Genomic DNA, 21,632 nt, shown 5'->3' with positions numbered 1-21,632 from the left:
CACCTGAATCCATTAAGATGGCTTATTTCAACAGTTCATCAAGCATATTCTTGCCATCTTCACTGTCCAAAAAAGCAGACGTTTTAAACGACTGAACGGTTGCATAGTTCATAAATTCGCCTATTTTCACAGATAAAATATCTGCAACCATTTCATGAATTGGATACTCTTGTTTTTTCTTCCACTTCTTATTCTCTAAGTATGACCATAATTCCTCTAAATCTACATCTTTATAGCCCAAAACGATGAATTCTTCAAGCTTACTGAACAGAAAAGGCTTTAAATGGTCTTTGTATATAGCAGCTGGGTGTTGTGTCATTGCGTAGCTCCCCCTTTTCAGTTTTTTATCGAGAGACTTGTCATGCTTGGACGATATACACGCATATCTTATTGTATATGATTCTATGTCGTTTGAGAAGGCAGGTGATCTGTGATTTGACGAAGCAAACGTTTTTAAAGGGAACCATCATTTTAATTTTAGCAGGTTTTATCACGAGAATATTGGGTTTTGTCAATCGAATTGTCATTGCGAGGTTCATTGGCGAAGAAGGGGTCGGGCTTTATATGATGGCTGCACCTACCTTTTTTCTCGCCGTGACGCTCACGCAATTCGGACTGCCTGTCGCTATTAGTAAGCTTGTTGCAGAAGCAGAAGCCCGGGGTGACAAACAGAAAACAAAACGTATTCTGGTCATGTCCCTTGCGATAACAGGAACACTCAGCCTGATATTCACGCCGCTTTTTTTATGGTTTGCGCCTATCATGGCAGAAAATATGCTGACTGATCCTAGAACGGTCTATCCACTGCTTGCCATTACACCCGTCGTACCAGTCATCGCCATTTCCAGTGTGTTAAGAGGCTATTTCCAGGGCAGACAGCAAATGAGCCCGCTTGCGATGTCTCAAGTTCTGGAACAGGTCGCAAGAATTTCACTAGTGGCGGTATGTACAACGGCTTTCCTTCCTTATGGGATTGAATTTGCGGCAGCAGGTGCGATGATTTCATCTGTGATTGGAGAGATGATTTCACTTGCTTACTTACTGATCGCCTTTCGCTATAAAAAGACCATTCGTATTCGAAAACGATTTTTTAAGGCGATTCATGACGGGAAGGACACGTTTAAGCAGCTGATGAGCATTGCCCTGCCAACAACAGGCAGCCGTTTTATCGGGAATATTTCGTGGTTTTTAGAGCCGATTGTTGTCGCGCAAAGTCTTGCCATTGCTGGTTATGCGGCTGTAGAGGCGACAAGGCAGTACGGGGAGTTGACTGGTCTTGCCCTGACCCTTTTGACACTGCCTAGTTTTATTACGTATTCACTCTCCACTGCATTAGTTCCGGCGATCAGTGAAGGAATGGAGCAGAACAAACGTAAAACGGTCGAATACCGCTTGAAGCAGGCGATGCGCCTTTGTTTACTCAGCGGAGGCATTTCATGTATTATTCTTTTCGTTTACGCAGAAGATTTAACGCTCTTTATGTATGGTTCATCGCACGCGGCCATTTATGTGAAATTCATGGCACCATTTTTCCTTCTATATTATTTCCAGGGGCCCCTTCAAGCCGTGCTTCAAGCACTCAATTTAGCTGGTGCGGCGATGACCAACAGCCTGATAGGTGCAATTGTGAAAACAGGGATGATTTTTGTCCTTGCTTCCCAGCCTGGCTTTGGCATTATGGGCGCAGCACTTGCGATATTAATCGGCATCATCCTTGTCACGCTGCTCCATGCGGCAACTGTTGGAAAAGTGCTGCCTATTCATTTACCATTAAAGGAATATGGGCTATGCGTCCTTGTGATTATCGGTACGGGGGCTGTCAGCCTTTGGCTGAAGTCTCAAGTAAACGGACTCTTTTCTGCTCCTCTTGAACTTGTGACACTCATCTTTGTTACGTGCACGCTGTATGTCATTCTACTAATCTGCCTTGGCCTAGTGAAACGAGAAGAGCTGCGCCGCATCCCGTTCATCGGGAAGCTGTTTTAACTCATCTCTTTTTAATCACTTCATCTTTCAAATCAATATAAAACGTTTTTTGATTAAAGCTGCAGTAAGAGATTTGATCGAAATCATGATAGCCTCTTTTAGCAAGCTCATCTTTCAGCCACTGTTCATTTTGATTGATTTGCTTAAGGTGGTCATGCTGCACTACACCGTCCGCAATAAGTGGAAGCTCAAGCGCTGCATGTTTGCTCTTGTTTTCTTTTTCGACAACGGCGAGCTTTCCAGACGGCTCTAAAATGGCGTAAGAGACATCCTGAATGCTGTCGATGTTATTTTCTCTTAATTGAATGAGCAGGTCATCAAAATTGTATCGCTGTTTTCTCATTGCACCCTCGTCTATTTTCCCATTAATGATGAGTAAGGCCGGTTTGCCGTCAAGAAAGCGCCGGACACCTTGGAATTTCAATGAGAAATAGGCAAGTGTGATTTGAATGAAGGTTAACAGCAGGATTGGCCATACCGTATGTAACATGCGATCCTCTACTTCTTCTATGGCGAGAACTGCAATTTCAGCGATCATCATAAAAATGACTAAATCTAAAATACTCAGCTCGCCAATTTCCCTTTTTCCCATTAATCGAAAAATAAACCAAATAAGAAAATATAAAATGATGGTTCTCATGGAAATGATCAAGATGTCCTGCATGTGATGTAAACCCTCCTTCTCCAACATAGCTTGTGTCAAAACACTTTATTTATGTAGAAAAGAAACGTCTGAAACATGTCTATTTTTTCTTCACTGTGAATACATTTTAGTAAAAGACAAGCTTCGTTCAATTGGAGAGGAGACGAATCTACATGCAGGAAACGAAACAAATTGGAAAAGGAATTTTATCCGGCTTAATTGCCATTTTTGTTGTGATGGTTGTCACAAGTTTACTTGTGTCGCTCATGCTTACATTCACAAGTATGCAGGAAACATCATTTAAATGGATGATTATGATTTTGTCCTTTGCTGCCCTTTTATTAGGAGGCATCATTTCTGGAGGGAAAGCAAAGGAGCGCGGCTGGCTGATTGGTGCGGTCACGTCTATCATCTTTTCCCTCACTGTATTTCTATTTCAATATTTGGGGTTTGGAAAAACGTTTTCACCAGAGCAGTTCATCTATCATGGGGCATTTTTAGGCATTTGTATGCTGGGAGGAATGATTGGCGTCAATCTTCGAGGCAAATAAAAAAAGAGCGGATCTTATCGCTCTTTTTTTATGGCTATGTATCGGAGGATTAGCCTTTGTCAGCTAATTCTCTAATAGCACGACGATCGAAAGTTAAACGGTTGTTTTCGCTTGTTTTGATGACCACTTTTGATTCATCAATTGAGTCGATTTCACCGTGTAAACCACCGATTGTGACGATTTTATCGCCTTTTGATAAAGATTGCTGCATCTGACGCACAGCTTTCTGTTGCTTTTGCTGTGGACGGATTAACAAGAAGTAAAGCACAGCAAACATGACAACAATCATAATGATTGAACCCATACCACCATCCATTCTATTTCACCCCTTTCTAAAGCATTGTAAAGCCTTTCGTTTATGCGTTAAAAGTTTTTCGCATTCGGTTTGTTAAAGCCATAACGCTCAAAAAACTCTTCTTTAAAATCACCTAAACGATCCTCACGGATAGCTTCTCTCACTTGCTCCATTAATTTTAACAGAAAATGAAGATTATGATAAGTTGTTAATCGAATTCCGAACGTTTCATTTGTTCGGATGAGATGTCTAATATAGGCGCGTGTGTAGTTTTTACATGTATAGCAGTCACAGTTTTCATCAATTGGTCTAAAGTCACGCTCATATTTTGCATTTTTCACAACAAGACGGCCTTCACTTGTCATCAAGGTGCCGTTTCTTGCAATTCGCGTTGGCAGTACGCAATCGAACATATCTACTCCGCGAATGGCGCCGTCAATTAAGGAATCTGGCGAGCCGACACCCATTAGGTACCTCGGCTTGTCTGCCGGTAAAAATGGTGTTGTGAACTCTAGTACACGATTCATCACATCTTTTGGTTCCCCTACAGATAAGCCTCCGATGGCGTAACCTGGGAAATCCAGTGAAACAAGGTCTTTTGCACTTTGTTTTCGAAGCTCTTCGTATTCTCCGCCTTGGACAATCCCAAACAGCCCTTGATCCTCAGGACGCTGGTGCGCTGTTAGACAGCGCTCTGCCCATCTGCTTGTCCGCTCCACAGAACGTTTCATATAATCGTACTCTGCAGGATACGGCGGGCATTCATCAAATGCCATCATAATATCAGAACCAAGTGCATTTTGGATGTCCATGGCTTTTTCAGGAGATAGGAACAGCTTGTCTCCATTTAAGTGATTACGGAAGTGTACGCCTTCTTCTTCAATTTTTCTAAATTCACTCAATGAAAAAACTTGGAATCCGCCTGAATCTGTTAGAATTGCTCGATCCCAGTTCATAAATTTGTGCAGACCGCCTGCTTCCTTTACGATATCGTGACCTGGACGAAGCCATAGGTGGTACGTATTGCTTAAGATGATGCCTGCATCCATTGCCTTTAATTCTTCAGGCGCCATTGTTTTGACTGTAGCCAGTGTACCTACTGGCATAAATACAGGTGTTTCAAAGGAGCCGTGCGGTGTATGAACGCGGCCAAGACGTGCACCTGTTTGTTTGCATGATTTAATGAACTCATAACGTATCGGTAATTGCGACAAAAATGAGCCCTCCTGTCTTTGTTGTATGATGTTATTGAATCAGCATGGCATCGCCAAAGCTGAAGAATCGGTATTCCTCTTTAACAGCCTCATTGTACGCTTTTAGTACGTGCTCTCGTCCAGCTAATGCGCTGACAAGCATAATTAACGAGGATTTTGGCAGATGGAAATTCGTGATCATGCCATCAATTGCCTTGAATGTGTAGCCAGGGTAAATAAAGATCGACGTCCAGCCGCTTGAGGCTTTGAACTCACCATCATGTGCACTTGCAATGGTTTCAAGCGTTCTTGTTGACGTTGTGCCGACTGAAATAATCCGCCCGCCTTCCTTGCGAACGCGATTAAGCTCATCAGCTGTTTCTTCATTCATTTCATAAAACTCTGCGTGCATTTCGTGTTCTTCAATACGTTCTGCACTCACTGGACGAAATGTGCCAAGCCCAACGTGCAGCGTAATGAAAGCAATGTGTACACCTTTCGCTTTCAGCGCATCCAGCAGCTCGGTTGTAAAGTGGAGACCGGCAGTTGGCGCAGCAGCGGAGCCAACCTCTTTTGAATAAACGGTTTGATAGCGTTCACGGTCGTCCAGCTGCTCTTTAATATATGGAGGCAGCGGCATTTCACCAAGGGATTCAAGCACTTCATAAAAAATGCCTGTATATTGAAACTCGACTTTTCTTCCGCCATGTTCCATTTCCTCTGTACATACCGCTTTGAGCCGTCCATCACCAAAAGTGATAACCGTCCCCTTTTTCACCCGTTTGGCTGGTTTTACAAGTGTTTCCCAGTTGTCTCCTTCTTCTTGTTTCAATAGAAGCAGCTCTACTTTGGCACCTGTATCCTCTTTCATACCAAACAGACGTGCAGGCAGAACGCGAGTATTGTTTAGAACGAGACAATCACCCGTTTGAAAATAATCGATGATTTGCGAGAATGTATCATGTGTAATCGCACCCGTTTGTTTGTTTAAGACCATCAGTCTTGATGCATCTCGTTGTTCAAGCGGCACTTGTGCAATCAATCTTTCTGGTAAATCAAAATCAAATAGTTCTAGCTTCATTTCCTTCACCTATTCTGTAGTTAACTAGTAAACGTTATTTCATCCGTCCAAAGATATTAAGTAATATGGTTAGTACGATGCTAATGACTATGCATGTAATGACAGGAAAAAAGAATGTTACATTTCCTTTTTTCACAAAAATATCACCTGGAAGCTTACCAACCAATTGAAACACTAATCCTGCGGCAAAAAGGACACCACCTAAAATCATTAATATTTTAGGGAATTCAGTCACGAATCGGAACCTCCATTTGAAAATGTTCATACGCTTCTCTTGTGACGACCCGCCCTCTTGGTGTTCTTTGCAGGAAACCAATTTGCAGTAAGTACGGTTCGTACACATCTTCAATCGTATGTGATTCTTCTCCAATTGTCGCTGAGATCGTATCAAGCCCAACAGGACCGCCTCTAAATTTTTCGATCATACTTAAAAGCAGCTTATGGTCTATATGATCGAGGCCAAGTCTGTCCACTTGAAGACGCTCTAGGGCATCTTCCGCAATATCCTGCGTAATGGCATGATTCCCAAGCACCTGCGCAAAATCTCTTACTCTTCTGAGCAAACGATTGGCAACCCTCGGTGTTCCCCGGGAACGTCTCGCAATCTCTTCGGCAGAGCGAATATCGATCCCAATCTCAAACAGCTCGGCTGTTCTTGCCACAATGTGAGCCAAATCTCTTTGCTCATAGTATTCCAATCTTGCATGTACCCCAAACCTGTCACGAAGCGGCGCTGTTAACAGCCCGACACGGGTCGTTGCACCTACAAGCGTAAATGGCGGTAAATCAAGCCGTACAGAGCGTGCTGTATCTCCTTTTCCAATGACAATATCTAAACAAAAATCCTCCATTGCTGGGTACAGCACTTCTTCAATTGAGCGCTGCAAGCGGTGAATTTCATCAATAAACAATACATCACCTGGCTCAAGAGATGTTAAGATGGCCGCCAAATCACCAGGACGTTCAATCGCTGGTCCTGACGTTGTACGCAGCTGAACATTCATTTCATTGGCAATGATCGACGCAAGCGTTGTTTTCCCAAGTCCAGGAGGTCCATATAAAAGGACGTGATCAAGCGTTTCCTGCCTCATGCGGGCAGCTTCAATAAATACGCTGAGGTTATCCTTTACTTTTTGCTGACCGATATATTGGCTAAGTGTCTGTGGCCGCAGACTTTGCTCAATGGCTGATTCATGGTTGTCTGCTTCAGTTGAGACGAGCCGTTCATCCATGAGACATCACCCTATTTCAACATTTTTTGTAAAGCTTTTTTCACATATTGATCGGTTGTGAGATTCTTTTCTTCTTTTAATAATGGAAGAACCTTTTTGATTTCACGATCACCGTATCCAAGGACACTTAAAGCTTCAAGCGCTTCATCTAATGCAGTTTGCTGCGTTTCGACCTGAATGTGGTCCTCGTGATTAAATAAGTTGCCAATCATTTCTGGCACCACATCTGCAAGTTTGCCTTTTAGATCCAGAATGATTTGACGTGCTGTTTTTTTGCCCACACCAGGGAATTTAATCAGGAATGCTTCATCTTCACGTTCTATTGCTGAAATGACAGCGCCAGGATCGCCGGAAGCAAGAATGGCAAGTGCGCCCTTTGGCCCAATTCCTGTGACATTTAACAGTTTTGTGAACAGCGCTTTTTCTTCTCGTGTTTGAAAACCGTATAACGAAAATGCGTCTTCCTTTATGTAATGATACGTATAAATCGTTTCTTGTTTATTTACTCGATAGATAAACGGGTTTGGGGTATAGACTTGATATCCCACTCCGCCGTTTTCAATGACAACATATTGCGGGCACACATAATCAATGGTCCCTTTTACAAACTCTATCACCGTTTTCACCTCTTTGACTGTTCTTCATTGTAACATAAATCGAAGAGAAAACCGCAATAAAAGTTAACATACGTTCGCTCAATACATTTTTATGATGAAACCACGAAAAACAGCTTGCGGCCTTCACACCAGCAAGCTGTTACACGCTTTAAAACGATATTTCATTTCGGTAAGGCTTCATGACTTCAAGCACATGCTCAAATTCATCCTTTGTTCGAAAAGGAATGCCTTGCTCAAGCTGCTTTTCCACATGACTTTCTAAACGGGACGTATCAATTTGAAAAAAGAGATGAATAGGCTCCGCCCAGCCGTCAGGCCTTCCATGAAACGTAGAAATCACACCGTCCTCTGATAATCCGATATATCCATTTGCTTTACTTAATGGAGAGATATCATCAATTTGCTTTCTAAAAAGGGCAAAATCCTCTTTTTGTTCTATCAGCGTCCATCCTTTATACTGCGCCCAGAATGTGTCTTTGTCTTCTAATGATGCCCGGTGTCTTTCAATACTCACATCGCCGTCTAGATAGACTTTTTCAAGCTGGACGGTGATAGAGTTTGACTGCTTTTGCAAGTGTTCTTTTCCTTCCATATCCGCAGCGAAAAAAAGCACACTTGTCATGATAAGTCCTGTAACGAAACATTTCATCTTCACTTTCACTATTTACACCTCTTTAGAACATGAGATCGATGCATGACATATGTAGTTTGACCCATTTTTCTAAACATTAACCAAATCAATCATTCAAATGTATGGTAAGAGTCTTTCGTTGTATCCTTCATTCGTAAATGTTATGTTTTATACAATCCATTGCTTTATCGAATGACACGGTTTTTTCATCATTCGTTTTTCAGCCGCATAAACTGAAACCAAAGAAGGTGAAGTCAATGTCAGATGTCAAAAGATTAGCCGAATCGATTCAGTATCATGAAGAAAAACGTTTTCATAAGCTTGCCTATAAACCGGCAGAGCTTGAGCTGTGCGGCAAAGGAAGAAGTGCCTATGTCTTTTTATACAAAAAAGACGGCAAGAAAATGGCACTAAAAGTCTTTTTCCCTTCTTATCAGCATATTGCCCGCAAAGAGGCTGCCATTTACGAAAAACTTTCTGGTTCGTCTTACTACCCTGAGATTTATGAGTCTGGGGATCAGTATATTTTAATGGAATATATTAAAGGCTACACATTCTATGAATGCCTTACAAAAGGAATTCCTATTAAAAAACAAATGATTGAACAGGTCGATGATGCGCTGGAGGAAGCGCGCGAGAAAGGATTGAATCCTTCTGATATCCATCTGCGCAATCTGATCTTAACAAAAGAAGGAAGGATCAGGGTCATTGACGTTGCCAGATTCACGCAAACGAAAGCATGTCATCAATGGGATGATTTAAAAGCCGCTTATGCCTATTACCAAAAACCTTTTTTCCCTAAAAAAGCACCGCGTCTGTGGCTTGAAGTGATTGCATATTTGTATAAAAAAAACTGGCTGTCCCGCGGGCAGCTTAACAATCGAAACGATTTTTCTGCATAGTGAAAGCCGCTCTCTTTGAGCGGCTTTCTGTTGTTATTCTGTTTCTACATGGATACTATTGACGTTTAATAGGTTAATGATTTCATTATTCAGCTTAAACCAATGATTGGCTTCTTCAATTTTTTTATACACATCATAGGTAGCTGGACGTTTCAGCTCGAAATCAAGCACTTCCCCATTGTTCATATGAAATGTTACCTTAAATACTTTCATCATAAGATCACCTTCCACTCTTTCTTGTTCGCTGGTCAAAAAGATCAGCTCTTTTCATTCATTCTCTATTCAACTCGTTTCCCCTCCTTGTTTCCATTCAAACCCAAGAAGTTTAAATTTTGTTTAAATTCACACAGCATATCTATCTCTCATATCTGAAAAGAAGTATATTGCTTAAAAAGGAGGCTGCCCTTGATGAAGCAGAAAAAGAAACGAACACCTCCAGAAGAACAAACAGTCTTTTTTCATTTAACAGATGCTCTCATTCCGAGTGTGGACATGATGGCATATGCAGTAAAGGCATTTTTTCACCTTTTAAGAAAAGCCTTTTCAGCCGTTTGATAAAACCCCGCACTGCATGCGTGCGAGGTTCTTTTTTTAGGGCTGATAAATTTGACTTCCCCCGCTGACAAACTCCTTCGCCTTCTTTTCCATCTCTCTTTTCACTTCTTCAGATTGATTGCGGATATCATGGGAAATTTTCATACTGCAAAACTTCGGTCCGCACATCGAGCAAAAGTGAGCGGTCTTAGCGCCTTCAGCAGGCAATGTTTCATCATGGAACGCCAAGGCTCTTTCTGGATCCAGTGACAAGTGGAATTGGTCCCGCCATCTAAATTCAAATCTCGCTTTTGATAATGCATCATCACGCTTTTGAGCAGCAGGATGTCCTTTTGCTAGATCAGCGGCATGTGCGGCAATTTTATAGGCGATCACGCCTTCTCTCACATCTTCTTTGTTCGGCAGACCTAAATGCTCTTTTGGCGTTACATAGCACAGCATTGCTGTTCCGTACCAGCCGATCATGGCAGCGCCGATGGCGGATGTAATGTGATCATACCCCGGCGCGATATCTGTTGTAAGTGGCCCTAACGTATAAAATGGCGCTTCATTGCAAATATCCATTTGCTTGTCCACATTCTCTTTGATTTTATCCATTGGGACATGACCAGGCCCTTCAATCATTACCTGCACATCATGTTTCCAAGCGATCTCTGTTAACTCGCCTAACGTTTCCAGCTCTGCAAACTGCGCCTCATCATTGGCATCAGCAATCGAGCCTGGTCTAAGTCCATCTCCAAGAGAAAAGGCGATATCATACGTTTTCATAATTTCACAAATGTCTTCGAAGTGTGTGTAGAGGAAATTCTCTTGATGATGAGCAAGACACCATCTTGCCATAATCGCACCGCCTCTTGAAACAATTCCGGTCACCCGATCGACTGTGAGCGGAATATATCTTAATAGCACGCCCGCATGAATCGTGAAATAGTCTACACCTTGCTCTGCTTGTTCAATTAATGTGTCCCTATACACGTCCCACGTCAAATCTTCTGCTACTCCATTCACTTTTTCAAGGGCCTGATAGATAGGAACGGTTCCTACCGGGACTGGGCAATTCCGAATGATCCATTCTCTCGTTGTATGAATATCCTTTCCAGTAGACAGGTCCATCATTGTGTCTGCCCCCCATCTGATCGCCCACGTCATCTTTTCTACCTCTTCATCAATGGATGACGTGACAGCTGAATTGCCAATATTCGCATTGATTTTGACATGAAAATTCCTTCCGATAATCATTGGTTCACTTTCTGGATGGTTAATATTCGAAGGAATGACGGCTCTTCCGCTCGCTACTTCCTCTCTAACGAACTCAGGGCTTAGTTCTTCTCTTATTGCGATAAACTCCATTTCAGGCGTAATGATGCCTTTTTTGGCATAATGCATTTGCGTCACACAGGCACCTTGTTTCGCGCGGAGCGGCATATGATGAAAATCAGTCTGGACAGAATGGAAGGACTCCTTCTCCCTTGAACGATATCCGTTATCTTCCGGTTTTACATGACGCCCTTCATAGCTTTCTGTATCTCCTCTTTCTTCAATCCATGCTGCCCTAAGACGCTTTAATCCCTTTGTGACGTCAATATGAACGTTCTCATCGGTGTACGGTCCACTCGTATCGTATACACGGACTGGTTCATTTTTTATGTCGCCCGCCTCTGTCACAGTATGCGAGAGCGCAATCTCTCTTTTTGGCACTAAGATATCGGGTCTTGATCCTTTCTCATACACCTTTCGGCTGCCGTCAAAGCTGGATAATAATGATTGGTTGGATGGGACACTTTTCTTTTCTTTCATTTGCTGTTCTCTCCTTTTCTTCTTGTCACCGGACAGGATGGAATCAGCACCAGCAAAAAACCAGGCTCTATTGAAAGAACCTGGTTTCGTCGTCAGAAATAAACATGCATATCATTGATAATGATACATGCATCATCTTCAACTTCCCCACGCTGGTACGAGCCAGATCAGGTCCAAAGGGTTAAGAAGCTTATGCTTCTCTCTCAGCCCATTTACGGGCACCCCTAGTCACTTTTATTGATTTCCACATCAGTGTAGCACAGAGACATCATGAAAAAAAGAGAATTCAGGAAAATAGTTCCTTTCCCCTACAAGCTTTATAGATCATATTGATATACAGACTTCTATACATGATCTGTCTCTCTCATTTCAATTAAATCTGAAATAATCGTTGATCCTTTCCTCCTATTATGTATAATTAATCTAAACGGAGAATTTTTATACAATTTATTCAAAGGAAGTTCTAGTCGATTGCAAACATTTCTCACATTTATCGTCGTAGGATTCTCAATTGCTCTGCCTGTTGGAGCAATCACGGTTGAAATGACAAAACAGGGACTCAAAAACGGATTCTTTCATGGTTTAACTGTCGGAGCAGGCGGTATGACCATAGACTTATTACTTATTTTGGCTTTATATGCTGGATTTGCTCAGTTTTTATCTTTGCCGTTTGTTCAAATCCCGCTCTGGCTGATCGGAGCTGTATTTTTAATGATTCTCGCATACGATTCCATTAAACATGCGGATCAAGATATCCATTTAGCAGGAGAAAAGGTCAATAAATCATTCGCAAAAACGTATCGAAACGGCTTGCTCGTGGCGGTATCTCCTGGAAATCTTGTGTTCTGGGTTTCTGTTTTTGGTGCTGTACTTGCGGATGCTTATACAAAAACAGATTCATCTGAATTTATGCTGGCTGCCGGCGGTATTTTGGCAGGGATTCTCCTTCATGACATCGGTCTTCTCACACTTGTATCCTTAACAAGAAAAGTAATGAATCGGACGATGATCAAGTGGACATCCATTATTGCTGGTATTTTATTACTAGGGTTTGGCTGTTATTTCTTTTACGAATTTTATATAGGCATCAAGGTTTATTTTTAAGAAAAGGCTAAAGTTCATGATGAACTTTAGCCTTTTTGATGTCAAACTACCGGGTCATGCCTGTTTGGCCTGTTTCAAATTGCGTTCTTCTCATATCTCTAAAACGTGTGAATGCACCTTCATCTTTGATGACTTGGACTGCTCTTCCATCCGCATAACGAGTCGCTGCTTCTTCTACTTGTGATACGCCTTCTGATGTCAGGCGACCATCTGATTTAATGGCAATATACACATTCTCATCCGTCACCATGACTTGAGAGTCTGCCACGTGATTCATTTTATTGACGCGGTTGGCAATTTTTCTTGAACGCTGGATGTTCTCTTGTTTATCGTAGCCTGAGAACGACATTTGGTTATGATAGTTCATATCTCCATGACTGTAGCGTCCATCACCACCTGTGAGAGGCATTCGATCATCAGCTTGAGGACGTGTACGGTAATCAACATTCGTTGTATTTCTGCCGTTCATTCCCTCCATGAGTTCAGAAACTGGTCCTTGATGATCCTGATTGTTGTCTTCCGCTCGTTGATTCGAATGATAACCAACCGGCTGGCCTGATTGATTATGACGTGTATCGACACCTGCATTATTATTTGCACCACATGCCGTTAAACCAATAGGAAGAAGCACTAATGCGATTGTTTTTTGCCATTTTTGTCTCAAACGAAAAACCCCCTGTACAAATTCAATCTCATGAGCGCGAAACAGGCTCTGTTTTAGCATGTACAGTTATGAAAAAAATCAAGCTGTCAGTTATAAACAAAAAAAGGAACGATTGAGATCGTTCCTTCTGTCATTAATCTTCTTCTTCTTCCTCCGGCCTTGCAAAAACGGATTGACCTGGATATGGCTGCATATAAGGCTGAGCTGGATAAGCCCCCATTTGACCATAAGGAACAGGATTTGGATAATGCCCTGGCCAAGGCTGATGATGCTTCATTCCATCATCGCATCCGCAGTCTTCCTTGCCATATGCTGGATTTGAAACGTTTGGATAAAAGCCTTGATTTGCATTGGCATTTGCGTTGGCGTTTGAATGCATATGGTGATGCCAGTGATGTCCGTCGTTTGCATGGTGCTCATGATTTTCCCCGTAGTAAGCTGGCGCTTGATACGCAGGATAATACGGATGAGCCGGGTATGGATATGGCATCATGTGATGGTGATAATACGGCTGGATAGGATAACATAGGCCTGATCCCGGTAAGATTGGCGATGCCGGCACCATTTGCTGCGGATATGGATACATTGCTGGCATGTAATGACCATAACCATAATAAGGATCATATGGTTCATGATGATGGTGCTGGTGATGATGCTCCTTATTTTCAGCTATTCCTCCTACCGCTGCCCCTCCCACATTTGGCATTTGCGGGAAATTAGGAAGGTTTGGGTAATTGCTATTCTCCATATCTTTTCCCTCCTCTTTTTGATGCGGAATATGAATAAACGGATCATACCCCTTTGCCACTTCTTCTTTTAGATGACCTTTATTTTCATGATGAAAATGGTCCTTGTTATCTTTATGTTCCTTATTTTCATGATGAAAATGGTCCTTGTGGTCTATATGTTCCTTATTTTCATGATGAAAATGATCCTTGTTATCTTTATGGTCTTTATTTTCATGATGAAAATGATCCTTGTTATCTTTATGGTCTTTATTTTCATGATGAAAATGATCCTTGTTATCTTTATGGTCTTTATTTTCATGATGAAAATGATCCTTGTTATCTTTATGGTCTTTATTTTCATGATGAAAATGATCCTTGTGATCCTTTTTGTCATGAACGTGATCTTTTTTCTCATGATGATCTTTTTTGGGAGGAGGCGTGAATGGCTGGTAGAGATTGGTCTGATAATAGTTCACATCGACTTGCGGAAAAACTGGCTGCTCGATCTTTGGCACTGGCGGTACATAAGGTACCGGTTCATTTGGCTTTTCCTTCGGTTTCGTATCTTGCACTTGCACGACATCTTTTGGCTTTTCTTTCACATACGGATGTTCTTTCGTTTTTGGCATTTCTTTTGCTTTGTGATGATCTGTTTTCACAGGAACACCACTAGATGGAATTTTAATCTTCATACCCGGCATGATCAAGTCAGGATTACTGAGCTGTGAATTTAGTTTTTTCAATTCTTGAAAGTCGACTCCGTATTTCTTTGAAATTTTCCAAAGGGAGTCTCCTTTTTGCACAATATGAATTTTCAACGTTTTCCCCTCCTATGCAAAACGTGAACGTAACGGTTATGTCAGAAGTACAATATGTTTCAACATAAATTTATGCCTATTTACAAGCCGATATGATAAAAACTTGTTTTCTGATAGGAGGGGCTGATTCATTATTTAATGGCCAGCATTTTATTGAGTGCAAGCAATGCGTCTTTCGTGATGTCTTCATTGACCTGTATCAACCCGGCCGGCTGACCCTTATCAATGCTTTCAAGTGACCATAACAAATGAGGCAGATCAATCCGGTTCATAGTCAAACATGGACACATATCTGGGTTGAGGGATTCAATTTGTTTATCTGGGTGCTGCGCTATGATCCGTTTGACTAAATTCATCTCTGTTCCAATCGCCCATTTGCTTCCTGCTGGCGCCTGCTTGATCGTATCAATAATAAATTTCGTTGAACCTGCTAGGTCAGAAGCCCTTACGACCTCATGCGTGCATTCAGGATGGACAAGAATTTGAATGTCACGGTCTTTTTTTCTCATTTCTTCTATATTTCGAACGGTAAATTTCTCATGTACGGAGCAATGGCCTTTCCATAAAATCATCTTAATACGGGAAAGCGGCTGATCGGTGATGAGCTTTTCTTCTATCTGATCCCACACAGCCATTTCTTCTAGCTGAATACCTAAATCAAAAGCCGTATTACGTCCTAAATGCTGATCAGGGAGAAAGAGAATCCGCTCTTTTTGTGTCAGTGCCCACTCGAGTACTTTTTTAGCGTTTGACGAAGTAACAGTTGCCCCGCCATGCTTGCCGACAAATGCTTTAATATCTGCTGTTGAATTGACATACGTAAGCGGAAGTATTGTATCCCCAAACAGATCAGTGAGCTGCTTCCATGCTCTGTCTGTTTGTTTCATGTTTGCCATATCTGCCATTGAACAGCCTGCCCTCATATCTGGCAAAACGACGCTTTGATTCTTGTTTGACAGCATATCTGCCGTTTCTGCCATAAAATGAACGCCGCAGAACACAATGTATTCAGCCTCGTGATTGTCAGCAGCTATTTGCGCTAGCTGCAATGAATCTCCTGCTGCATCTGCAAATTCGATGACCTCATCCTTTTGATAATGGTGGCCCGGTATAAAAAGCTTTGAGCCAAAAGCCCGCTTAATTTCTAACACTCGCTGCTTCATCTCATCCTCAGAGCGGTGTTTATATTCATCTGGCATCATGACTGCATGTTGATTGGCTAATACATTAAGCATGGACATGAGTTGTTCCCCCTTTATGACTGAATTCCATATTCATACTAAAATCAAATGCTGGAGCAGAATGTGTTAGAAAGCCAAGTGAAATAAGGTCGACTCCTGTCCCCCTGTAGCTTGGCAATGTCTCTAGCGTGATTCCTCCTGAAGCCTCTGTCAGAATAGACTCTGGCGTCATTTGTTTAAAACGTTTCACCTCGTCCGGAGAGCAGTTATCAAACATGATGACATCCGCTTTTGCATCAATGGCTTCCATTAGCTGCGTTTCTGATTCAATTTCCACTTCAATTTTCACCATATGACCGGCATATGCTCTTGCTTTCTCTACAGCTTCACGGATAGAACCGCATGCCGCAATATGATTATCTTTAATCATCACCCCATCCGATAAGCCAAAGCGATGATTCTTTCCACCGCCTGTCTTTACTGCGTATTTCTCTAACATACGCAAGCCGGGTGTCGTTTTTCTCGTATCACAAATCGTAATAGACGGGTCACCTAATCGCTGCACCGCCTCATGTGTTAAGGTGGCGATACCTGTCATTCGCTGCAATAGATTTAAAATGACTCTCTCTCCCTTTAATAAGTCGTTGACTGGGCCCTTTATTTTCGCCAGTACAGCACCTGAATGAATCCAATCACCTTCTTGAAAAAACAGCTCAGTTTGAATCTGTTCATTCAACAGGCGGTACCCTAGATCAATTACTTGTGATCCTGCCAATACACCAGATTGTTTCGCAATGATAAGAGCTGTTCCTTTCTTATTTCCAAAGATGGCATCAGCCGATACATCTCCAAAGCCAATATCTTCTGTGAAAAAATGAGTGAGCATTTGTTTTAACTGTAAACGTTCCATTTGGCACCGATCCTTTCATTTTTGATGATATGAATGTGACCTTTTTCATGAACAATCTGCCTGCCCTGCCACAACGCATCGCTTCGCTCTGGATAATCCATTCGATAATGGCCGCCTCTGCTTTCTGTACGAAGTAATGCAGATTTAGCAAGGCAAATCGCTAATGCCCATTGATTGCTTAATTCGATCTGTTCATTTGTGATATCCTTCACATTAATTTGCTGAAAAGTGACATGTTGTAACGAATGAAGCAAAGTCTGCAAGCCCTTTTCATCTCTCACAATGGCCGCAAATGTAGTCATCCATTGTCTCAGTTGAGATGTTGAAATCATTGGGACCATCCATATTTCTTGAATTGAAAAAGGTGGACTTGTTTCTTTCTGTTTAGGCAGTTGTTCAATTCTCTGTGCCGCTTTGCTGCCTAACACGAGACCTTCCAGAAGAGAATTACTCGCCAATCGATTCGCACCGTGTAAGCCAGTACAGGCCGCTTCTCCAATTGCAAATAGCGCTGGAACAGTCGTTTCTCCATATTCATTGACGCTGATTCCGCCCATTAAAAAGTGCATACCGGGGGAAATTGGCAGCCTGCCGCTTGCCATATCGACGCCTGCACGCTGACACATCGCATCTATTGCTGGAAAACGAGTTGAAAAATACGGAATATCATGGATGTTAAGATACAATTGATGACCTAATTGCTGCTCATGAAAAATAGCTCTAGCGACCACATCTCTAGGTGCTAAATCAGCTTGTGGGTGAATACCTTTCATGATCCGCCTGCCTGTTTCATCTTCTAAATAAGCTCCCTCTCCCCGTACTGCCTCTGAAATGAGACCAACTGCTTTTCCAGCGATTGTTAAAAGAGTAGGATGAAATTGAACAAATTCGATATCCACTAATTGCGCCCCAGCTCGATAGGCCATCATCAGCCCGTCTCCTGTTACAGAAGGATCATTTGTGTTTGTCTCATATAGGGAGCCGCAGCCGCCAGTTGATAAAACAACGGCATCTGCGGTCATCGTATGTACGTGTCCTGTCTTGTCTTTCCATACAACACCCGTACATGTCCCTTTATGAATCAATAGATCAATGACATGATGATATTCGTATAAATGAATATGTGAGCCAAGCTGACTTTTTAGATACTGCACAAGGGTTTTGCCTGTTTGATCTCCTCCTGCATGCAAGATGCGATGAGTGGTGTGTGCTCCCTCTTTGCCTAATTGCGGCTCTCCCATCTCATCTTGATCAAATGGACAGCCTTCTGCTACGAGCTGCTCCACAAGGTGTTTTCCAAGTCTCACGATTTCCTGTACGGTTCTTTCATCATTGTGATCACAGCCGGCAGCTAGTGTATCTTGCACATGCTGCTGAACTGAATCATGTGCTGAAAAGGCAGCAGCGATTCCTCCTTGTGCCAGCATGGAATTACTAGATGAAAATTGTTTTTTTGTCATCATGATGACCTGGCAGCTTTTCGAAATGGTTTTTGCAAAGGAAAGCGCTGCAATGCCTGATCCCACCACAATGACTTTTTTGATTGATGACACCATCGCCCCTCCTGTCATTTACACCTGTCTTGACACATATCATTACACAACACTAAAATAAATACAAGAAAAAATTTTCACACGGGAGATGGATAGGTTGGTTTATTTAGATTACGCAGCTTCTACACCTGTTTCAGAGGAAGCACTGCATGTTTTTGAGCAGCTAAGTAAAAATTTCTACGGAAATGCAAGCAGTCTTCATGATGCTGGGGGAAAAGCAAATGACATATTGACTTACAGCAGACAATCACTCGCTGCCATGATCGAGGGTGAACCAGATGGAGTCTACTTTACAAGCGGTGGAACTGAATCCAATCTCCTTGCGATTCAATCGATCATCAATGGACTGCCAGCACATCAACAGCATGTCATCACAACTTCAGTTGAGCACCCTTCTGTTCATCATTCAGTTAGCAGCTTAGAGCGTCTTGGCGTAAAAGTCACGATCATTGAACCGAATCAGGATGGAATCGTTACAGAGGACATTCTCAAAAAAGCATTATTGCCTGAAACAGGGCTAGTATCTATTCAGCATGCTAATTCAGAAACAGGGATTATCCAGCCGCTTGCTGAATTAGCGCCTCTTTTAAAAGAAAGGAACATTCTTTTTCATACAGATGCTGTGCAAACATTTGGAAAGATTCGTGTGTCGATCAAAGAACTTGGAGTCGATGCCGTGTCCATCTCAAGTCATAAAGTGTATGCTCCTAAAGGCGCTGGTGCCGTTTATATGGGCGCACATGTTCCTTGGAAACCTTTATATGCAGGTGCAGTTCAGGAAAATGGCTTACGTCCAGGGACAGTGAACGTTCCGTGTATCGGTGCTTTTGCTGCCGCAAGTGAACAAACGATGCTTAGGCTGGATGAACAGCATAAATTAGATAAGCAGCTCCGTGATTATTTTCTTCAGCAGTTAAAAATAAGACAGCTGCCTGTTCGTACACTTCAGGACAATGACAACCGCCGCACGCTGCCTCATATTATTGGTTGTTTTTTTGAAGGGTTTGAAGGACAATATGTAATGTTAGCATGTAACCGGCATGGGATTTGTCTATCAACTGGAAGCGCATGTGCTTCTGGTTATCACCATCCTTCCCCTGCTGTGAAGGCATTACGTGTATCAGATCGTGATGCCCTTCAATTTATTCGACTATCATTTGGATGGCAGTCATCAAAAGAGGACATCGATCAGCTTTTGCATACATTTGAGCATTTGCAAAAGGAAAAGAAGGGAGCTTAGGACGTGGAGCAAGAGAGGAAACTCATTGGCGAAGAAAGAAGAACCGCCATTTTAGAGTGGCTGAAAGAAACAGACACACCGCTTACCGGAAGCTTTTTAGCTAAAAAAGCGGCTGTCTCTCGACAAGTCATTGTACAAGATATTTCATTATTAAAAGCAAAAAACGAACCCATTATTGCCACAAGCCAAGGCTATGTGTATATGGCAGCGCAGCATGCGCCAGAAAGAGAAATTGAACAAATCATCGCCTGCAAGCATGATCCTGCTCGTACAGAAGAGGAACTGACCTTAATTGTAGACTTTGGAGTAACGGTGAAAGATGTGATCATTGAGCACCCTGTTTATGGTGAACTGACGGCCTCTATTCGCGTCAGCACACGGAAACAAGTCGCTGATTTTGTCCATCATATTTCTAACACTGGCGCGTCCTACTTGTCAGAACTAACAGACGGCGTGCACCTGCATACTCTCACTTCTTACAGCCAAAAGCAGCTTGATCAAGCCATTCAAGCGCTGGATGATGCTGGGTTTTTAATAAAAGACTAAAAAAATAGTGTCCTCATGGGACACTATTTTTCATTCGTTAATTCATATGTTTGATAGCTGCCGAGCAGCTTGACCTCACAGCCAATCGCTTCTAATTCTTGAATCGCACCAGGGACTAGGACATCATCCATTTCTTTTTCAATATCAATAATAAATAAATAATGTCCAAGACCTGTTTTTGTCGGACGAGATTCAATTTTTGACAAGTTGAGATTCCGCCAAGAAAAAGCAGACAGCACGCGGTGCAATGCGCCTGATTGGTCATCCTTAGGCAGACTGACCACAATGGTCGTTTTTGGCTTTGATGAAAAACCAGAATTCATTGGGAACGATGCGTTAGGATCTTTATGTAAAATCACAAAACGTGTATGGTTGTGCGGATAATCATGAATGTCTTTTTTCGCAATCGTCAAACCATACGTTTTTGCGGCAATTTCATTGGCAATAGCACCAACAGCTTCATCTGGATGCTCACTGATGTATTTTGCTGCATAGCCTGTTGATTCCACTGGCCGATGAGGAATATGAGGGTACTGCTTTTTCAGAAATTGATGACACTGAGCAATCGCGTGAGGATGCGACTGAATGACATCTAACGTCTCCCAGCTCTCCGCTCTTGATGGGTGGACAAGCAAATGCTGCCGAATTGGTGCTGTCATTTCCCCCACAATGGACAGCGCTTCTTCATGAATTAAATAATCAATCGTTAAGTTCACAGATCCTTCGAGTGCATTTTCAAGTGGAACGACCGCCAAATCGACTTCGCCCTTTGACACAGCATCCATACATTGCGGAATTGTTGCATAGGCACGCTGCACTGCATCTTTTGGAAAACAAGAGCATACGGCCAAATGAGTAAATGTTGCCTCTGGTCCAAAATAACCTACAGTTAATTGCTTCATCTGCTATGATCTCTCCTTTTACGCCCCAGAACCTAGAATTTCGACTTTTTCGACAAATTCAAGCTTTCTTAATTGATTCATGACGGTGTTGATATCATCTGCCATACCTGCCGTACTAATTGATAGGGTGACATTCGCTCTTCCTTGCAGCGGAATCGTTTGGTGAATGGATAACACATTACAGCCCGAGTCAGCCACAATTTGAAGCAGCCTTGACAGAGCCCCAGACCGGTCCTCAAGGTGGAAAAACAATGTGATGATCTGCTCTTTCACCATTGTATAAAATGGAAAAACAGCATCTCGGTATTTGTAAAAAGCACTGCGGCTTAAATCCGCTTTTTGAACAGCATCGGCAACTGAATCCGCTTTTTTGCGATCAAGAAGCTTTTTGACCTCAAGCGTTTTTCGCATCGCATCTGGAAGTACATCCTCTCTTACTAAATAGAACGTTTCTTCTTTCACCTGTTTTCTCCCCTTTTAAAAACGGGAGAGTCCATGGTCTG

Annotated in this window: 25 protein-coding genes and 1 riboswitch; of the genes, 7 read left to right on the top strand and 18 right to left on the bottom strand. The window is 42.3% G+C overall.

Going from position 1 to position 21,632, the window contains the following annotated elements; genetic code table 11:
* Positions 1 to 22: 22 nt before the first annotated feature.
* Entirely contained in the window at positions 23 to 319 is a 297-nt protein-coding gene (locus NSS92_RS02055) for a post-transcriptional regulator (RefSeq protein WP_003216788.1), read from the bottom strand.
* 116 nt (positions 320 to 435) lie between these two features.
* On the opposite strand from NSS92_RS02055, the gene spoVB reads away from it, so the two are divergent.
* Entirely contained in the window at positions 436 to 1,986 is a 1,551-nt protein-coding gene (gene spoVB, locus NSS92_RS02050; RefSeq protein ID WP_252056383.1) for a stage V sporulation protein B, read from the top strand.
* Between the two features lies 1 nt (position 1,987).
* Here the strand turns inward: spoVB and NSS92_RS02045 are convergent, their stop codons facing one another.
* Entirely contained in the window at positions 1,988 to 2,650 is a 663-nt protein-coding gene (locus NSS92_RS02045) for a DUF421 domain-containing protein (RefSeq protein ID WP_267587212.1), read from the bottom strand.
* A 152-nt stretch (positions 2,651 to 2,802) separates the two neighbouring features.
* On the opposite strand from NSS92_RS02045, the gene NSS92_RS02040 reads away from it, so the two are divergent.
* Positions 2,803 to 3,180: a TIGR04086 family membrane protein gene (locus NSS92_RS02040; protein ID WP_267587211.1), complete on the top strand. Its 378-nt coding sequence runs from the start codon at positions 2,803 to 2,805 to the stop codon at positions 3,178 to 3,180.
* A gap of 49 nt (positions 3,181 to 3,229) precedes the next feature.
* On the opposite strand, the gene yajC is transcribed toward NSS92_RS02040, so the two are convergent.
* From yajC to NSS92_RS02005, 7 genes are all read right to left on the bottom strand, one after another.
* Positions 3,230 to 3,496: a preprotein translocase subunit YajC gene (gene yajC / locus NSS92_RS02035; RefSeq protein ID WP_008360993.1), complete on the bottom strand. Its 267-nt coding sequence runs from the start codon at positions 3,494 to 3,496 to the stop codon at positions 3,230 to 3,232.
* 47 nt (positions 3,497 to 3,543) lie between these two features.
* Complete coding sequence (tgt, locus tag NSS92_RS02030; RefSeq protein ID WP_024423141.1) at positions 3,544 to 4,689, bottom strand: tRNA guanosine(34) transglycosylase Tgt; 1,146 nt, start codon at positions 4,687 to 4,689, stop codon at positions 3,544 to 3,546.
* Between the two features lie 31 nt (positions 4,690 to 4,720).
* Positions 4,721 to 5,749: a tRNA preQ1(34) S-adenosylmethionine ribosyltransferase-isomerase QueA gene (gene queA / locus NSS92_RS02025; RefSeq protein ID WP_267587210.1), complete on the bottom strand. Its 1,029-nt coding sequence runs from the start codon at positions 5,747 to 5,749 to the stop codon at positions 4,721 to 4,723.
* A gap of 34 nt (positions 5,750 to 5,783) precedes the next feature.
* Positions 5,784 to 5,984 carry a DUF2905 domain-containing protein gene (locus NSS92_RS02020; protein ID WP_012010741.1) on the bottom strand — a complete coding sequence of 67 codons (201 nt, stop codon included), beginning with the start codon at positions 5,982 to 5,984 and terminating at the stop codon, positions 5,784 to 5,786.
* Positions 5,977 to 6,981, bottom strand: a complete 1,005-nt coding sequence (gene ruvB, locus NSS92_RS02015; RefSeq protein WP_024423143.1) for a Holliday junction branch migration DNA helicase RuvB — start codon at positions 6,979 to 6,981, stop codon at positions 5,977 to 5,979. Before ruvB ends, NSS92_RS02020 begins: the two co-directional genes overlap by 8 nt.
* 11 nt (positions 6,982 to 6,992) lie before the next feature.
* A complete protein-coding gene (ruvA, locus tag NSS92_RS02010; RefSeq protein WP_024423144.1) occupies positions 6,993 to 7,598 on the bottom strand; it encodes a Holliday junction branch migration protein RuvA in 606 nt (201 codons plus the stop codon).
* Positions 7,599 to 7,746: 148 nt separating this feature from the next.
* Positions 7,747 to 8,247, bottom strand: coding sequence for an intercompartmental signaling factor BofC (locus NSS92_RS02005; RefSeq protein WP_267587549.1), 501 nt, complete (start codon positions 8,245 to 8,247; stop codon positions 7,747 to 7,749).
* Between the two features lie 239 nt (positions 8,248 to 8,486).
* On the opposite strand from NSS92_RS02005, the gene NSS92_RS02000 reads away from it, so the two are divergent.
* Positions 8,487 to 9,131: a serine/threonine protein kinase gene (locus NSS92_RS02000; protein ID WP_034279877.1), complete on the top strand. Its 645-nt coding sequence runs from the start codon at positions 8,487 to 8,489 to the stop codon at positions 9,129 to 9,131.
* A 33-nt stretch (positions 9,132 to 9,164) separates the two neighbouring features.
* On the opposite strand, the gene NSS92_RS01995 is transcribed toward NSS92_RS02000, so the two are convergent.
* The gene (locus NSS92_RS01995; RefSeq protein ID WP_008342761.1) at positions 9,165 to 9,347 is read right to left on the bottom strand and encodes a hypothetical protein; all 183 of its coding nucleotides are present in this window, start codon (positions 9,345 to 9,347) and stop codon (positions 9,165 to 9,167) included.
* A gap of 192 nt (positions 9,348 to 9,539) precedes the next feature.
* Between NSS92_RS01995 and NSS92_RS01990 the strand changes: the two genes are divergently transcribed.
* The gene (locus NSS92_RS01990; protein ID WP_340866811.1) at positions 9,540 to 9,686 is read left to right on the top strand and encodes a hypothetical protein; all 147 of its coding nucleotides are present in this window, start codon (positions 9,540 to 9,542) and stop codon (positions 9,684 to 9,686) included.
* 36 nt (positions 9,687 to 9,722) lie between these two features.
* On the opposite strand, the gene thiC is transcribed toward NSS92_RS01990, so the two are convergent.
* Positions 9,723 to 11,483: a phosphomethylpyrimidine synthase ThiC gene (gene thiC / locus NSS92_RS01985; RefSeq protein WP_340866810.1), complete on the bottom strand. Its 1,761-nt coding sequence runs from the start codon at positions 11,481 to 11,483 to the stop codon at positions 9,723 to 9,725.
* 127 nt (positions 11,484 to 11,610) lie between these two features.
* A riboswitch (TPP riboswitch) is annotated at positions 11,611 to 11,719 on the bottom strand.
* A 235-nt stretch (positions 11,720 to 11,954) separates the two neighbouring features.
* On the opposite strand from thiC, the gene NSS92_RS01980 reads away from it, so the two are divergent.
* Positions 11,955 to 12,587 carry a LysE family transporter gene (locus tag NSS92_RS01980; protein WP_075622123.1) on the top strand — a complete coding sequence of 211 codons (633 nt, stop codon included), beginning with the start codon at positions 11,955 to 11,957 and terminating at the stop codon, positions 12,585 to 12,587.
* 46 nt (positions 12,588 to 12,633) lie between these two features.
* Here NSS92_RS01980 and NSS92_RS01975 read toward each other — a convergent pair whose 3' ends face one another.
* From NSS92_RS01975 to nadB, 5 genes are all read right to left on the bottom strand, one after another.
* A complete protein-coding gene (locus NSS92_RS01975; protein WP_267587206.1) occupies positions 12,634 to 13,251 on the bottom strand; it encodes a YhcN/YlaJ family sporulation lipoprotein in 618 nt (205 codons plus the stop codon).
* Positions 13,252 to 13,384: 133 nt separating this feature from the next.
* Positions 13,385 to 14,797, bottom strand: coding sequence for a SafA/ExsA family spore coat assembly protein (safA, locus tag NSS92_RS01970; RefSeq protein ID WP_340866809.1), 1,413 nt, complete (start codon positions 14,795 to 14,797; stop codon positions 13,385 to 13,387).
* Positions 14,798 to 14,928: 131 nt separating this feature from the next.
* Positions 14,929 to 16,038: a quinolinate synthase NadA gene (gene nadA, locus NSS92_RS01965; RefSeq protein WP_340866808.1), complete on the bottom strand. Its 1,110-nt coding sequence runs from the start codon at positions 16,036 to 16,038 to the stop codon at positions 14,929 to 14,931.
* The gene (nadC, locus tag NSS92_RS01960; RefSeq protein ID WP_267587203.1) at positions 16,025 to 16,888 is read right to left on the bottom strand and encodes a carboxylating nicotinate-nucleotide diphosphorylase; all 864 of its coding nucleotides are present in this window, start codon (positions 16,886 to 16,888) and stop codon (positions 16,025 to 16,027) included. The genes nadA and nadC overlap by 14 nt, the downstream gene beginning before the upstream one ends.
* The gene (gene nadB / locus NSS92_RS01955; protein ID WP_340866807.1) at positions 16,870 to 18,444 is read right to left on the bottom strand and encodes an L-aspartate oxidase; all 1,575 of its coding nucleotides are present in this window, start codon (positions 18,442 to 18,444) and stop codon (positions 16,870 to 16,872) included. Before nadB ends, nadC begins: the two co-directional genes overlap by 19 nt.
* Before the next feature lie 94 nt (positions 18,445 to 18,538).
* On the opposite strand from nadB, the gene NSS92_RS01950 reads away from it, so the two are divergent.
* Positions 18,539 to 19,681: an IscS subfamily cysteine desulfurase gene (locus NSS92_RS01950; protein ID WP_445661625.1), complete on the top strand. Its 1,143-nt coding sequence runs from the start codon at positions 18,539 to 18,541 to the stop codon at positions 19,679 to 19,681.
* Between the two features lie 3 nt (positions 19,682 to 19,684).
* Entirely contained in the window at positions 19,685 to 20,227 is a 543-nt protein-coding gene (locus tag NSS92_RS01945; RefSeq protein WP_041086449.1) for a transcription repressor NadR, read from the top strand.
* A gap of 23 nt (positions 20,228 to 20,250) precedes the next feature.
* On the opposite strand, the gene pheA is transcribed toward NSS92_RS01945, so the two are convergent.
* Positions 20,251 to 21,129, bottom strand: coding sequence for a prephenate dehydratase (pheA, locus tag NSS92_RS01940; protein ID WP_024423155.1), 879 nt, complete (start codon positions 21,127 to 21,129; stop codon positions 20,251 to 20,253).
* Between the two features lie 18 nt (positions 21,130 to 21,147).
* Positions 21,148 to 21,591 (bottom strand): ACT domain-containing protein, encoded by a 444-nt coding sequence (locus NSS92_RS01935; protein WP_008342790.1) that lies wholly within the window; start codon positions 21,589 to 21,591, stop codon positions 21,148 to 21,150.
* Positions 21,592 to 21,632: the final 41 nt, after the last annotated feature.

Source organism: Bacillus sp. FSL M8-0166, assembly GCF_038008825.1.
Lineage (GTDB): Bacteria > Bacillota > Bacilli > Bacillales > Bacillaceae > Bacillus > Bacillus safensis.
The sequence above is the reverse complement of the archived record's forward strand: the minus strand, read 5'-3'. Positions and strand labels throughout refer to the sequence as shown.